General features: G+C 45.0%; 13 protein-coding genes. 6 read left to right on the top strand and 7 right to left on the bottom strand.

Going from position 1 to position 13,982, the window contains the following annotated elements:
- Nucleotides 1-181: 181 nt before the first annotated feature.
- From DBX26_RS22115 to DBX26_RS22105, 3 genes are all read left to right on the top strand, one after another.
- Nucleotides 182-559: a DUF3302 domain-containing protein gene (locus DBX26_RS22115; protein ID WP_014234924.1), complete on the top strand. Its 378-nt coding sequence runs from the start codon at nucleotides 182-184 to the stop codon at nucleotides 557-559.
- Entirely contained in the window at nucleotides 559-1,692 is a 1,134-nt protein-coding gene (locus DBX26_RS22110; RefSeq protein WP_014234925.1) for an HlyD family secretion protein, read from the top strand. The genes DBX26_RS22115 and DBX26_RS22110 overlap by 1 nt, the downstream gene beginning before the upstream one ends.
- Before the next feature lie 226 nt (nucleotides 1,693-1,918).
- Complete coding sequence (locus tag DBX26_RS22105; protein WP_118120902.1) at nucleotides 1,919-2,467, top strand: ECF-type riboflavin transporter substrate-binding protein; 549 nt, start codon at nucleotides 1,919-1,921, stop codon at nucleotides 2,465-2,467.
- Between the two features lie 106 nt (nucleotides 2,468-2,573).
- On the opposite strand, the gene DBX26_RS22100 is transcribed toward DBX26_RS22105, so the two are convergent.
- The 3 genes from DBX26_RS22100 to napG form a co-directional block, all read right to left on the bottom strand.
- Nucleotides 2,574-3,755 carry an MFS transporter gene (locus DBX26_RS22100; protein WP_014234927.1) on the bottom strand — a complete coding sequence of 394 codons (1,182 nt, stop codon included), beginning with the start codon at nucleotides 3,753-3,755 and terminating at the stop codon, nucleotides 2,574-2,576.
- A 92-nt stretch (nucleotides 3,756-3,847) separates the two neighbouring features.
- Nucleotides 3,848-4,702: a quinol dehydrogenase ferredoxin subunit NapH gene (gene napH / locus DBX26_RS22095; RefSeq protein ID WP_014234928.1), complete on the bottom strand. Its 855-nt coding sequence runs from the start codon at nucleotides 4,700-4,702 to the stop codon at nucleotides 3,848-3,850.
- Nucleotides 4,702-5,472 (bottom strand): ferredoxin-type protein NapG, encoded by a 771-nt coding sequence (gene napG / locus DBX26_RS22090; protein WP_014234929.1) that lies wholly within the window; start codon nucleotides 5,470-5,472, stop codon nucleotides 4,702-4,704. The genes napH and napG overlap by 1 nt, the downstream gene beginning before the upstream one ends.
- 388 nt (nucleotides 5,473-5,860) lie before the next feature.
- Here napG and DBX26_RS22085 point away from each other — a divergent pair, with 388 nt between their 5' ends.
- Nucleotides 5,861-6,361, top strand: a complete 501-nt coding sequence (locus tag DBX26_RS22085) for a GNAT family N-acetyltransferase (protein ID WP_065298111.1) — start codon at nucleotides 5,861-5,863, stop codon at nucleotides 6,359-6,361.
- Nucleotides 6,362-6,387: 26 nt separating this feature from the next.
- Here the strand turns inward: DBX26_RS22085 and DBX26_RS22080 are convergent, their stop codons facing one another.
- Together DBX26_RS22080 and DBX26_RS22075 are read right to left on the bottom strand one after the other, a co-directional pair.
- On the bottom strand, nucleotides 6,388-7,365 hold the full coding sequence (locus DBX26_RS22080; RefSeq protein ID WP_118120901.1) for a phosphotransferase: 978 nt from the start codon (nucleotides 7,363-7,365) through the stop codon (nucleotides 6,388-6,390).
- Nucleotides 7,366-7,373: 8 nt separating this feature from the next.
- Entirely contained in the window at nucleotides 7,374-7,649 is a 276-nt protein-coding gene (locus tag DBX26_RS22075; RefSeq protein ID WP_020333428.1) for a GNAT family N-acetyltransferase, read from the bottom strand.
- Nucleotides 7,650-7,778: 129 nt separating this feature from the next.
- Here DBX26_RS22075 and DBX26_RS22070 point away from each other — a divergent pair, with 129 nt between their 5' ends.
- Nucleotides 7,779-8,513 carry a flagellar brake protein gene (locus DBX26_RS22070; protein WP_065298109.1) on the top strand — a complete coding sequence of 245 codons (735 nt, stop codon included), beginning with the start codon at nucleotides 7,779-7,781 and terminating at the stop codon, nucleotides 8,511-8,513.
- A 116-nt stretch (nucleotides 8,514-8,629) separates the two neighbouring features.
- Here the strand turns inward: DBX26_RS22070 and DBX26_RS22065 are convergent, their stop codons facing one another.
- Entirely contained in the window at nucleotides 8,630-10,990 is a 2,361-nt protein-coding gene (locus DBX26_RS22065) for a Lon protease family protein (RefSeq protein WP_065298108.1), read from the bottom strand.
- Between the two features lie 195 nt (nucleotides 10,991-11,185).
- On the opposite strand from DBX26_RS22065, the gene DBX26_RS22060 reads away from it, so the two are divergent.
- Nucleotides 11,186-11,683 carry a hypothetical protein gene (locus DBX26_RS22060; RefSeq protein WP_020333433.1) on the top strand — a complete coding sequence of 166 codons (498 nt, stop codon included), beginning with the start codon at nucleotides 11,186-11,188 and terminating at the stop codon, nucleotides 11,681-11,683.
- Nucleotides 11,684-11,913: 230 nt separating this feature from the next.
- Here DBX26_RS22060 and DBX26_RS22055 read toward each other — a convergent pair whose 3' ends face one another.
- Nucleotides 11,914-13,947, bottom strand: coding sequence for a prolyl oligopeptidase family protein (locus tag DBX26_RS22055; protein WP_118120899.1), 2,034 nt, complete (start codon nucleotides 13,945-13,947; stop codon nucleotides 11,914-11,916).
- Nucleotides 13,948-13,982: the final 35 nt, after the last annotated feature.

Here is a 13,982-nt window from a genome sequence, read left to right as displayed (position 1 = left end):
TGGGACAAAAACTTTAAACTACTTTGTCTCTCAATGTGCACTATTTGAGACAGAACAAAGCATCTTGGAAGTAGCGGAGCATAACCGTCAAAAATACTTGATTCATTTATAATTGTATCAAATACTTAAGCAACTCATTTACGTAACTTTTTTCATATAGCAACAAGCACGGGTAAATAAGATGTTTCTAGACTATTTTGCACTTGGGATACTCATTTTCGTTGCTTTGGTTATTTTCTACGGAATCATCGTCATTCACGATATTCCCTACGAAATTGCTAAAGAACGTGAACACCCACATCAAGATGCGATTCATTACGCTGGCTGGGTAAGTTTGTTCACACTTCACGCTTTGTGGCCTTTCCTATGGATTTGGGCAACATTATGGCGCAAAGAGCGAGGCTGGGGCTTTAAACAACTGGAACAAGAAACACACGATATTCATCATCGTCTTGAAGAGCTCATTGACGAAGTAAACGAGCTAAAAAATGAAGTATCAGTATTAAAGAAACAAACTCAGCAAAATCCTACCGCTGACCTAAGTAAAGAGGAAAAATAATGGATTTATTGTTGATCCTGACTTACACAGCCTTTTGTATCGCGATTTTCAAAATTTTTAAGATCCCTCTTAACAAATGGTCGGTTCCAACCGCTGTCCTTGGTGGCGTTGTACTGATAGGCACGCTCGTGCTTCTTATGAACTACAACCATCCCTTTACTCAGATAGGTAATCAGATCTACCCAACCACACCTATCGTTTCTGGTGTTCGTGGCCGTGTAATCGAAGTGCCGGTACAACCAAACGAACCATTAAAGACGGGCGATATACTATTTAGAATCGATCCGACACCTTTTGAGGCCGAAGTTGCGCGTCTTGAAGCAAAAGTAAAAGAAGCGAGCCAAGGGGCTTTAGGTTTAGAATCTGGGGTTCAAGAGGCACAGGCAGGCATTATCAAGGCGCAAGCAGAGCGAGATAAAGCGAAGCGAGAGTTCGACCGCTACCAAAGAGGGTTTGATCGCGGCGCATTTACCGAACAAGACCTAGATACTCGTCGTCAGGCTTACAAAGCGGCAGAAGCTACCCTTGAAGTCGCATTGCAACAAAGAGAACAAGCCCAAATTGCGCTAGATTCAGAAGTAGGCGGAGAGAATACCCAAGTTGCTCAATTGCTTGCCGAATTACGCAAAGCTGAGTTCAATTTAGATCAAACGGTGGTTCGTGCTCCGACCGACGGCTACGTGACCCAACTTGCTTTACGTCCTGGCGTGATGGCGGTACCTCTACCACTGGCTCCGGCAATGACCTTTGTTCATACAGAAGCCAACCAGTTCTATACAGCGGCCTTCAGACAAAACTCACTACAACGACTAGAGCCCGGCTTTGAAGCTGAATTCATGTTCCGTGCGATCCCAGGCCGAGTATTCCGTGGTGAAGTGGTTGAAGTTATCCCAGCAATCGGTGAAAGCCAATTCCAGGCACGTGGGTCTCTGTTAGGCACAGACGCACTTCGTACGAGTGGACGAGTGTTTGTCAAACTCAAAATTACCGATGACTTGAGTGAGTTCCATCTTCCGATGGGTACAGCTGTTGAAGTCGCGGTTTATTCAGACAGCTTCCACCATGTTTCTATCATGCGTAAAGTACTTATCCGCATGAAGAGCTGGCAAAACTATCTGTACTTAGACCATTAATACATGGACTTTGCTACATACTTACAAAGGGGCGGATATCCGCTCCTTTTTAATTTCTGCCCCCTTCGTATACGTGAGTTTTATCACACACTGTTTTCAAACCGACCTCGTCCAAAGCCCAATCAATTAGGTTACTGCTAAGCTGTAATAAACAGCAAAATTATCGATAATTCAAAGTAATGTAAGTGAACGATATTCAACGCTGACTATTAAGCAGAGGCTATCTATGAATCTTTTCGGCAAAACTCTCATCGTTATCGCTAGCGGCGCTTTACTTTACGGTATCGGCGGCCTACCTATGTTTGGCGTCCCTGTCTTTGCTAACACAACCCTTAAGCCAGCCATGGCAATATTAGCCGTCTATTCGGTGTTATTCGGCCCCATTGTTGGTTTTTTGGTGGGTATTATTGGCCATTGGATCACGGATCAGTTCGCGGGTTGGGGCTTATGGTTAACTTGGGTGGCGGGTTCTGGCGTTGTCGGCCTGATTATGGGACTCTTCCCCTACCTGACTCGTCACCGCTTAGACGAGGGAGGCTTCGACAGGCAAGACGTTATACTTTTCGTGGTACTCGCACTGATTGGTAATATTCTGGGCTATGGCTGCTCAGCCTATCTTGACACCATCTTTTATGCTGAACCTTTTAATAAAGTCCTAACGCAGATGCTCATCATCGCCACAGGCAACACGGTACTTATTTCTATTATTGGCTACTTCATCATCCGAACTATAGCTAAACGCAATAAGGGCAGCGACAAGCTAACAGAGACTTAATCACACTAGCACTAAGCTTTATATCGTTCTATTCGGACACAAAAATGGGATGCCAGTGCATCCCATTGTTAAATCAGATCATCGTGAGCAGATGACTTAATAAATCTTAACTCCATCTCAGCACACGAGTTTCATTGCCTTCTTCTGGCTTGGCAGGAATGTTGAGCGAAAACAACAAACTCACTGCCGCCATACCAGCACCAATGTAGAAAACACTTGAAGGTGAAACCAGCCAGATAACACCAAACGTAACTGGAATGACAACCGCAGCAATATGGTTGATGGTGAATGCTACGCCCGCCGTCGATGCCATATCCGCCGGATCAGCTATCTTTTGGAAGTACGTTTTAATCGCTAGTGCCAAAGCGAAGAACAGATGATCAACCACGTATAGCGCTGCTGCCCATTCCGCAGTTTGAACTAATCCGTAGCCAACAAACACAAAGATCAAACCGACGTATTCAAACATCAACGCCTTACGCTCTCCGACAACACCAATAAATCGGCCAATTCGTTTAGCAAACAGGAAATTAAATAAGTAGTTAATCAAAAACAGTAAGGTGATATCCGCCGCTGAATAACCGAACTTCTCCACCATTAAGAACCCTGCAAAAACGGTGAAGATCTGACGACGAGCACCACTCATAAACGTCAACGCGTAGTAGAGCCAATAGCGTTTACGCAATACCAACTTCTTGTTCTGAGGTACTGTAGATTTAAACTGAGGGAAAGCAAATGCCATCACCAAGATAAGCACAAAGCCTATCCCTCCCATAACCATATAAACCGTTTTAAAATCCAGTTTTAGTTGCTCTAGCATCACCCACAACGCGCCATAGGTAACCAGAGAGGCCAACGCACCTACCGAAATGAACTTACCAAGCATTTCTGGGGCTTCGTCTTTAGAAAGCCACTGTAACGAGAGAGACTGTTTCAGCGTTTCGAAATAATGGAATCCGGTGGACATTAACAAGGTCGTAAAAAGTAAACCGTACAGAGTGGGAAAATAACCTGTTATTGCCGTACCCAATGTCAGCATGGCCAGAGAGACCAGCATGAAGCGTTGCTCGCGAATAAACAGCAGCACAAATACGGCGGTAAACGACAAAAAGCCCGGCACTTCACGTACACTTTGTAACAAACCGATGTCTGAGCCATCAAAGTTTGCTTTTTCAATAACGAAATTGTTAAGCAGCGCCATCCAAGTTGAAAAGGCGATAGGCACAATAATGGAGATGAGCAATAAGAAGTTTTGCGGTGTTCTCCAGCCTTGAGATGAGGTATTCATGATGCATCCTTTAGATATGAAGGCATCATCATAGCCCTAAATGTAACAAATTCGCAATATCATTCTAATTTGACGCAAAAGTAAAATAACGCTTAATCGATATTCTTTACGCTCAGGCGATTTTTAAATTCAAAGACGTGTTCCGGACACACATCCAAACAACGTCCGCAGCTGATGCAGTTTTGATCCATCACCCGGCGATCCCCTTCTTTTAACGGTAACCTCAAAACTTCTGGTTCTGGGCAGACGTAAAAACAATCCATGCATTTGGTGCAAGCTTCTCGTCGTACAGCGGTAACTCTGAGAATACTCTTTCTGCCGATGACACCGTAGGTTGCTCCTAAAGGACACAGGTGACCACACCACCCATGCTCCACCAGTAACAGATCCAGAACAAAAACGAGCCCAACTAAAACCCACCCCGCTCCCATGCCAAACACAAGCCCTCGGTGCAACGCGGCCACTGGGTCTATCCATGTCCAGAGAATCGTGCCTGAGAATGCACTGCCTAACATCAAAACAGGAATTAACCAGTAGCGCAATGATGGAGACCAGCGATAACTCGCTTTAATATTCAGTTTTCGCCGCAGCCAAGCAGCAAAGTCTGTCACCACATTCAAAGGACAAACCCATGCGCAAAATGCTCGTGGCGCAAGAATCGCATAAAACACAATAACGATGGCTACCCCTAACAAGACATTAAACTCCGGTACATGCCCAGTAGCCAACGCCTGCAATACGATCAGCGGATCGCTCATGGGAACCGTATCGAGCAACATGCTAGAGGAAAGATTACCCGAAAAAACACCTAGCGTTGGCCCAGCCATAAACAGCGCGATAATGGTAAGTTGACAAAGCCTGCGTAAGATTAGGAATCGGTGTGCTCGCCACCAGCCAAGCTTTTCTATTGCCTCTTTGCCTGCATCTTGAGCTAAGTTTTTAGCCATTACTTACCTCCTTTTAGAGACTCAAGTGCACCTGTCGGTACAGGGTTCTCTTCTGGAAGCACATTCTCTAAAGGTTTATCTATTTCCTGCCAACCGAAGTTGTAATGGCTGCCCACTTTGCCTTTCGCTAAGTCCGTAGGCACAACCTTAATTGCAGACACATCCAGTACACAAGCCTGCTCACATTTACCACAACCTGTACAGACCTCAGAATTAACGGTTGGGATCAGCTTGGCGTGGTAGCCTGTGCGGTCGTTGTGAATTTTTTCTAGAGTAATCGCCTCGTCAATAAGAGGACAGACTCGATAGCAAACATCACAACGTAAGCCTTGCCAGTTAAGGCACGTTTCGTGATCGATGAGGACGGCAGTTCCCATGCGGGCATCATCAATGTTGGTTAATTCAGGATCGAGAGCCCCACTCGGACACGCGACCACACACGGAATGTCATCACACATTTCGCAGGGTATGTCGCGTGCAGTGAAATACGGTGAGCCAGTAGCGACTGGAGACAGTAACGTGGCAAGCTTTAACGTATCGTATGGGCATGCTTGTACGCACAACCCACAGCGTATGCAGGCAGATTCAAAGTCGCCCTCTGGCAGAGCACCCGGTGGCCGAATTGGGACCCCTTTGGTTTCGCGAGCTTGACTTTGCAAGGACTGTAGCCCCAATACACAGGCTGCAGCACCAACGCCCATTGCTGTTCGAGCAGTATCACGCAAAAATCGGCGACGACTTTGGGACATTTTTGACGGGAAAGATTTCATCACGTTTCCTCAAAGAAGCTCCTTTATCAAGTTAAGCATAAATAGCCCGAAACGTACGTCTTCCCCATACCTCATAAGAGGTAACTCCAACCTCTCTTGATTCAAATCAACTCTAGGCGGCTACCCACTTCACAGTTTGAAAACCCTCTTTCTCCGCTAAAAACGAATTCACCACAATTGCCTATAAACGCGTAAAGTTTCAGTATAAAAATCCAACACATTTTCAGTCTTGTCGGTATTCTCTGCCCTAAAACACTATATAAACTCAAAACACCACTAACATAAACCACTAATTTTAAACGTATAAATTCACTAAATTCTAAAAAATGCTATTCAAAAACCAAAACAGTGGTTAGATTAAGGTAAAACAAACACATAGGAGAGAAGCATGGAAATAATCGTACGTCCAACCATGGTTGAAGACGCAGCAGCGCTCGTTGAAATCTATTCCCAGCCTAAAGCGCAACGTGAAACCCTGCAGCTCCCTAACCCGTCTGTTGCCATGTGGGTGGAAAGGTTATCTAACATGCCTGCTGGCGTTTACAGCTATGTCGCTGAAGTAGATGGCAAAGTGGTCGGCAATATCGGCTTTCATCACTCACAACGTCCAAGAACGTCACATACGGCTTCTTTTGGGATAGGTGTTCACGACCGTTTTCACGGCCTTGGTGTCGGCAGTAAGTTGATTGAGACAGTGACAGAGTTAGCCGATAACTGGCTAAATGTAAGACGAATTCAAATAGAGGTGAACGCCGACAACGACGCAGCCATCGGCCTTTACAAAAAGCATGGCTTCGAGATCGAAGGCGAAGCAATTGATGGTTCCTTCCGCGATGGTGAGTTCATCAATACCTATTACATGGCACGTATAAGACCCAGTAAGAATTAGAATTCAGCCTCCACATGGAGGCTTTTTCATTCAGATTGGCCTTTCAGATAAGCAATCGCTCTCGCGGTCAACGCTTCAGTGTAGGGATTTATTTTCCAATGCTTTGGGCTCCAGCCTTTTACAAAGCGCTGAAAGTCAGCCCAGGCGACAGGAAACAACGGACGCCACTCTTGCTCAACCGCTTTTGCATCAAGCTGCGGCTGGTAGATTTGAAGAGCATGCCTTAGTTCTGCGAAGTAGGTATCAAGAACCCAACTTTCCATTTCTGAACACGCTTCTGGCTCGACCGCACTGCTCATAAACAGCGCCACGTCCTTCATCGCACATCCATGGCCAACATATTGAAAATCGACTGCGGCGACCAATGACTCTGTGTCATCAAAACAAAAGTTGGCTAATTTAGCATCGCCATGAACAAGAGTTTGATATTTTGCGCAGGTAAGTGTGCTATCAATTAACGAAGCAGCTTGTTTTAACGCTTTATCTTCTAACGCGTCCAGTTCATCTGGCCTCGTTGCCAAATGCCAATACGTTCCAATATCCCATAGCTGATCGTGGTAAACCCCGATATAGTGGGCATGAAAATGCGCTAACCAAGAAAGACAAGCCTTTAAATGTTTTTTGGACGCTTGAGCCATCACTTTGGTGAACCCCGCTTCGGCGAGATCTTCCATAACGATCAACCATTCATTGTCCGTTTGAAAGCATTTTAACCCTTTCGGTATCCGACAATGTTCGTCGACAGATTGGCTAAAGTGTTCATACCAACTGACCTCAACCTGATAAGAGTGCAGTTTACGTTGATGGGTGCGATCGGTATTCCAGCCTCTTGGGTGCTCTGATGGTTTGGGCAGCGTCACATGTTTTACAATGATTGAGCGCTTGGAGAACTTCACTCGCACCAGTTCACCGTAACCTCCCCAAAGTGACTGAATCACTTCGACTGAAGCAAGATTACCCAGATCTAGCTCATTGCCAATGTTCACATAGAGAGGGTTGATCATTTGTCCCCCTACGCCAAAAGATGTGCCCACTGTTTATTTTTATCAATATAGTGCCCGACATAAGGACAAACCGGGACGATTTTGTAGCCCAATGATTCAATTTCTGGCAGTACGGCTTCCATCATCACCTTTCCGCAACCCTTACCTCTTAGTTCTTCAGGAACCACGGTCGACGTGATATGCATTGCGCCATCTTGCAGTTGATACACAACTTTAGCGCTAAAGCCTTGCTCAAGTTCAACCCAAAAGATGCCACTTTCACTGTCGTGCGTCACTTTTTGCATAACTTACTTCCTTATTTTCGGTTAACTTATTGAATCGAACTATATCACTGAATAAAATCAATACCACGCTAGGAAGCCCAGTCATTTCATATCAGTCCCTTTTCAGGTTCGACCATAATAATGAGAAATATGATAATTAGTGCCGGAGATGGCAAACGACCTTCTCAAAGTAAGAGGGAACCAGAACGTCAGGCGACAATACTCAACAGCACCGATGCAATGGCAATGGTGGAACACGGAAGCGAAGTTTCTTTAAACGTGACGACGCCCGTAGGAACTAAGTTTATAACCACCAGCACCTTTATTGGCTGTCACTCCAACCATACTGCGTTGGTAGAGCTACCAAATATTTCGGAAGAAGATCTCAAGTTCTACTTTCAAGAAGGGTTCTGGATCAACATCAAAGCGTACTCTCAGCGTGGTGAAGGTGCGATTATTCCTTTTAGAGCGCAAATCCAGCATCGCTTGGGTGAACCTTATCCATTATTGGTTCTCAACCTGCCAAATACGATGCAAGTGTATCAGCTCAGGAAAGAAGTTCGTTACGAAGTCAATTTGAAAGCTCATGTACGCTTCGAAACATATCGCAACGAATGTGAGATAAGAGACATTTCCCGAAGTGGCTGTCGTTTCGTGACCTCTCCAATGAGTCGTCCGCTACAGGTTGGTGACTTCATTTCGTTAGATGTAACTATGCCGGAGGATAGCCGCATGCTAGCCCCACTCAATGGCCGCATTTGTAACCTGCAAAAATCGACTCATTACTCCCGTTACGGCGTGGAGTTTGATGACGTAGGCAAATCCAATGCAAAGCGCTTACTGAGCAATCTCAAATTTGACGGAACCAAACTGAAATTAAAGTAGTTCAGCATTTGTCTCATCGTTTTTCTTACAGCACAAGAATAGAAAAAAGGCACTGAATGTGCCTTTTTGTTTATTGATTCAGTCAGATACTGAATCTCTTTTCCGCGAGATTTGGTCTACTTTCTCAATGCATTAAGCTTAGCTTGAGCGATACCAAAAATCGTATCGATCGGATAAGAGCCTTCTTCTGTTGGTTCTCCGGCCACTTTTCCGGTAAACAGTTCAATCGCTTCGGTGACATGGTCTATCGCCCAAATATGAAACTCGCCTTTTTCTACCGCTGTGACGATATCGGATCGCAACATCAGGTTATGAGCATTCGACGCCGGAATGATTACCCCTTGACCGTTATGACGACCTTTAATGACACACACGTCATAAAAGCCTTCAATCTTTTCGTTTACACCGCCAATGGGTTGCGCTTCACCAAACTGGTTCATCGAGCCTGTGATGGCGATATCCTGACGGTTTGGCTGTTTTGAAAACGCAGAAGCAACCGCACACAGCTCGGCCATACTGGCACTGTCTCCATCGACCCCGCCGTAAGACTGCTCAAAGGTAATCGTAGTCGTAAGCGGAACACGTGCATTTTTACCAAATACAGACGACAAATACGCCGATAAAATCATGACCCCTTTGGAGTGAATGCTACCACCGAGATCAACACTGCGTTCAATATCAATCACCTCACCGTCACCATAGCAAGTGGTCGCGGTAATGCGGTTTGGTGCACCAAACATATAATCGCTGGTACTCAACACAGACAATGCATTGACTTGCCCGACTGCGGAACCTTCAGTGCGTATCAGCGTAGTACCGTTGACATAGGACTCCATCACACTATCACGCAAGCGGCTCACACGCATTTCTTGATTCTTCAGCGCTTCCTGTACATGCCCGGTTCGAATCATGTTGGAGTTGGCCTGACGAGCAACGTAGTTTGATTCTCGGAGCAAGTTAGCAATGTTGGCAGAGTGCAGCGACAGCTTGGACTGATCTCCAGACAAACGAGAGCTGTATTCGATAATACGGGCAATGGCTTTCTTGTCGCAGTGCAGCATGTTGTTATCGTGGACGACACTAGAAATAAAGCGTGCGTAGTGCAGCTCAGACTCAGGCGTTCGGCTCATTTCATCTTCGAAATCGGCCGTAACACGGAATAGCTCGCTAAATTCTGGATCATAGTGCTGTAACAACTGATAAGTTCGGTAATCACCAAACAGGATTATTTTGATATCTAACGGAATCGGCTCTGGATCGAGTGAAACCGCACCAGTTAACGTTACTTCTTTCTCTAGTGAGGTAAAGCTTAACTGACGCGATCGAATCGCACGCTTTAGGCCATCCCATACATAAGGCTGCTCCAGCACTTTCTGTGCATCCATCAAAAGGACGCCGCCATTGGCTTTGTGCAAACTACCTGCCCGGATAAGCGAGAAATCGGTAAACACGGTGCCTTTAAACGTTGCCGTTTCAATTGAACCAAACAGCGAGTGATAATTAGGGTTCTCTTCGACCACAATTGGGAAATCACTGTTACAACGACTGACCAGTACATTCACTTTGTAGCGGCGAGGTAACTTCTTATCTAAAGACGCGGTCGCTATTTCGCCTTGTTCACCACTTTGATCAAGGAAAATATCGGCGTTCTCGACAATGTCTTTTTGAAGTTCAGTAAGATAGGTTTTGATCTCTGGATATTCAGAGTAATCAACCTTAAGCGTCTTAATGAAGTGAGTAATCACATCCAGTGTTACTTCATCATTGAGCTTTTTGATCTTATCACTAAACGTTTCTTCCCACTCAGTGAGCTCACGAACCATAGAGCGCAACGCCACTTCCAACTCATCAATGGCATCACTGAATTGTTCTTGCTCTTTTTTGCTCAGTGCATCAAACGACTCTTCGGTATGCAGCTCATCACCATTCATCGCAACGAACTGGTAGTCACCTTGTGTTGTGATCGTCAGGCTAATGCCTTTATCTTTCGCTTCTTTGCTAATACGATCCAACTCATTTTGTTGCTTGTTAGCAAGTTGGTTTTTTAAACGATCAGCGCGGCTAAAGTACATTTCGTTATCAAATGCCAATGGTAATGCATTGAGCAACTTGCCCATTAAGGCTTCAATATCAACTCGTAACTTATTACCGATACCACAAGGCAATTTCAATACTTTAGGTGTGCGAGTGTCTTCAAAATTCGCGACATAACACCAATCAAATAACGCTTCTACATCGTGTTGATGACGATTTAAGTAACGTAAAATCATGGTACGTTTACCTAGACCATTCTGACCGATTGCGTAAATATTGTACCCTTTCTCCTTGATTGACATCGCAAACTCAACTGCCTTTTGAGCGCGCTCCTGCCCCACGATTTCATCAATAGGAGGTAATTCCTTGGTAGACTTACATGGCATATTCTCTAGATCAGCTACAGAATACAACTGCTTAGGTTCTAGCCTTAGTATTGCCATATCCGCTTCCTTTTTCTTATTGTGTTCAATTGAGTGTAGAGATTATTTGTTTAATTTTAAGTGATTTACATTACATCGCGGTCTAACCGAACACTTTATGAGCAACTAAACTACAAAAAATGACAACAATACACACTTGCAATTGATAACCATTTTCATTTAATATCATATTCAATCTAATTTGGGGAGTTGGACATGGATATCGAGCAATGCTGGATGCGCTACATGAAAGCTGGGCAATTAATACAACAGGGTCACTGGCCTGAAGCGCATCGTTTATATGAAGATGTACTCAATCATTTACCCAATCACATCCACTCAGCGTTAGAAAACGAACAAACCAAACCCTGCCAATTTATTTGTCTTATTAGCGGACTACGTGATGCTAGCGTGGCACAGTCAGAGATTCTCAATAGACTCGGTTCGCAACGTGCAGCTTTTTCAGCCCTCAACCAAACTTATGCATTATTTCAGTTCTTACAATTGGAAAGCCATGATCTGATTGAGCGCTTAAGTCACCTGCTCGCGCAGCAAAGTGAAGACTTACTTGCACATATGGCAGCATTTTGTACCGCGCAACGTAACGCGGAATGGATGATTGAATTACAGCACGTGACTCATGCACACGAACAATTTTTGCATTTGCAGGCAATGATATCTGGCGAATCAGCCAATATGCGTCTCTATAATTAAGCCTCAGCCCCCTGATTCTGAAGCGATGCTAAATTGGCAAGAAAACTTTTGAATTACTGAAAATGGGCATAGCTGCTTTTCGGTTTGGCCGCCGAGACTGGTTGGTTCAACGAGTCAGACTTAGTCAATCTGATTCAATATACTGTTAACAGTATGACTTGAGTTCCCCCAACCATGAAAAATGCCGCGATTCTGTCGCGGCATTTTTTATTCTTCTAACTCATCGGTCGTTACACAGACTCAATGCCCATATTGTATAGGGTGAACGCATAGATATCGGTTGTAAGATCGATTTGTTTACTGAGCGGCATGCCCGCACCATGTCCTGCATTCACATCGATTCGAATCAATACCGGATTTTCGCCCTGATGTTTATCTTGCAGTTCGGCAATGAATTTATAGGAGTGAGCAGGCACCACACGATCATCATGATCGGCAGTGGTCACCAGCGTTGCAGGGTATTGCACGCCCTCTTTCACATTATGTACAGGCGAGTAACCAAGCAGATACTGGAACATCTCTTCACTTTGCGCAGACGTACCAAAGTCGTACTTCCAACCTTCTCCAGAAGTGAATGTGTGATATCGAAGCATATCAAGCACTCCCACAGCTGGCAGTGCCACTTTGAACAGCTCTGGACGTTGAGTCATACACGCACCGACCAACAATCCGCCATTCGAACCACCACGAATTGCCAAGCGTTCTGAACTTGTGTAGTCGTTCTCGATCAAATATTCAGCTGCGGCGATAAAGTCGTCAAACACATTCTGCTTTTGCAGTTGAGTGCCAGCATTGTGCCATGCCTTTCCATATTCACCACCGCCTCGCATATTCGCTACGGCATAAATGCCCCCTAACTCGAGCCAGTTGGCTACATTACCAGAGAACATTGGCGTCAGGCTGATATTAAAACCACCATAACCGTAAAGCATGGTCGGCGCAGTACCGTCGAACTTGGTGCCTTTTTTATAGGAGATGATCATCGGTACTTGCGTACCGTCTTTTGAGGTGTAGAAAACCTGCTTCGACTCATAGTCGTTGCGATCAAATGGCGCTTTAGATTCTTGATAAAGCTGTGATTCACCAGTTTCTACATCAAAAGAGAAAATCGTCGGAGGCGTGACGTAATTGGTGAAAGTGTAGTAAAGCGTGGTTTCTTCTTTCTTCCCTGCTAAACCATATGCCGTGCCTTCGCTCGGTAATTCAACATCTCGAATCCATTCACCTTGGTAGTTGTACTGCTGTACTTTCGACAGAACATCAACCATGTAAGTAGCAAACAGATACCCGCCGCCTTTACCCACTTCTAACGGCTGCTCTTGCTCTGCAATAACCTCTGCCCATTGTGAGATTTGCGTGTTGTAACTGACGACTTTTCCATTTGGCGCATCGAGGTTGGTGTAAAACAGCAGAGTTGCATCTTGATTATCAATAAGGTGCGTATCGCCTTGTGTAGTTTCGCGTAACGTCACAATCTCTTGTGCTGCTGAGTTCAGGTCGATATAAAACAAGCGGTTGCCAGAGGTTGATTCCGCGCCAGAGATGATTAAGTAGCGATCATCCGTTGTCGTCGTAGCGAATACATAGCGATGTGTCTGAGAGTCCAATGCGCCAAACACGACTTTATCTTCAGCTTGTGAAGTCCCTAGCTCATGATAGTAAAGTTTATGCTGCTCAGTACGCGCTGACAGTTCGCTGCCTTCTGGCTTATCGTAGCTGGAATAGTAGAAACCTTTGCTGCCCAACCAGGAAATGGAGGTAAATTTCGCATCGACAATTTCAGGCTCCAACTGTGCTTTGGTTTCCGCATCAATCACAAAGATCTTACGCCAGTCACTGCCACCTTCAGAGATAGAATACGCGACTAAACGGTTGTCTTTTGAAAAGCTCACGTCACCAAGAGAGGTAGTCCCCTCTTCAGAAAAAGTATTAGGATCTAAAAATACTTCTGCCTCACCCTCTCCTTTACGACGGTAAAGTACGCTTTGGTTTTGCAAACCATCATTTTTATAAAAATAGGTGTAATCACCGCGCACAAATGGCTGTGAGTATTTCTCATAGTTTTGGCTGCTAGCGACCAGATCGCGAATTTTCTGGCGATAAGGGATCTGACCCAGTAAATCAAAAGTCACTGAGTTTTGGCTTGAGACCCAGTTTGCCGTTTCTTTACTACGATCATCTTCTAACCAGCGATAAGGATCGGCGATATCGTGTCCGAAATAGTTGTCCACGACAGAATCTTTGCGAGTTTTTGGGTAATGCATAACGTCCGTGTTACTCCACTTTAATTTTGTTTTAT

The sequence above is a fragment of the Vibrio sp. dhg genome (assembly GCF_003443775.1).
Taxonomy (GTDB): Bacteria; Pseudomonadota; Gammaproteobacteria; order Enterobacterales; family Vibrionaceae; genus Vibrio; species Vibrio natriegens.
The sequence above is the reverse complement of the archived record's forward strand: the minus strand, read 5'-3'. Positions and strand labels throughout refer to the sequence as shown.

Bases quoted from the DNA above. Each gene is read 5' to 3' on its own strand.
- DBX26_RS22070 (WP_065298109.1), top strand. From the start codon at position 7,779: ATGATAATTAGTGCCGGAGATGGCAAACGACCTTCTCAAAGTAAGAGG.
- DBX26_RS22080 (WP_118120901.1), bottom strand. From the start codon at position 7,365: ATGATCAACCCTCTCTATGTGAACATTGGCAATGAGCTAGATCTGGGT.
- DBX26_RS22105 (WP_118120902.1), top strand. From the start codon at position 1,919: ATGAATCTTTTCGGCAAAACTCTCATCGTTATCGCTAGCGGCGCTTTA.
- napG (WP_014234929.1), bottom strand. From the start codon at position 5,472: ATGAAATCTTTCCCGTCAAAAATGTCCCAAAGTCGTCGCCGATTTTTG.
- DBX26_RS22115 (WP_014234924.1), top strand. From the start codon at position 182: ATGTTTCTAGACTATTTTGCACTTGGGATACTCATTTTCGTTGCTTTG.
- DBX26_RS22110 (WP_014234925.1), top strand. From the start codon at position 559: ATGGATTTATTGTTGATCCTGACTTACACAGCCTTTTGTATCGCGATT.
- DBX26_RS22060 (WP_020333433.1), top strand. From the start codon at position 11,186: ATGGATATCGAGCAATGCTGGATGCGCTACATGAAAGCTGGGCAATTA.
- DBX26_RS22100 (WP_014234927.1), bottom strand. From the start codon at position 3,755: ATGAATACCTCATCTCAAGGCTGGAGAACACCGCAAAACTTCTTATTG.
- DBX26_RS22065 (WP_065298108.1), bottom strand. From the start codon at position 10,990: ATGGCAATACTAAGGCTAGAACCTAAGCAGTTGTATTCTGTAGCTGAT.
- DBX26_RS22075 (WP_020333428.1), bottom strand. From the start codon at position 7,649: ATGCAAAAAGTGACGCACGACAGTGAAAGTGGCATCTTTTGGGTTGAA.
- napH (WP_014234928.1), bottom strand. From the start codon at position 4,702: ATGGCTAAAAACTTAGCTCAAGATGCAGGCAAAGAGGCAATAGAAAAG.
- DBX26_RS22085 (WP_065298111.1), top strand. From the start codon at position 5,861: ATGGAAATAATCGTACGTCCAACCATGGTTGAAGACGCAGCAGCGCTC.
- DBX26_RS22055 (WP_118120899.1), bottom strand. From the start codon at position 13,947: ATGCATTACCCAAAAACTCGCAAAGATTCTGTCGTGGACAACTATTTC.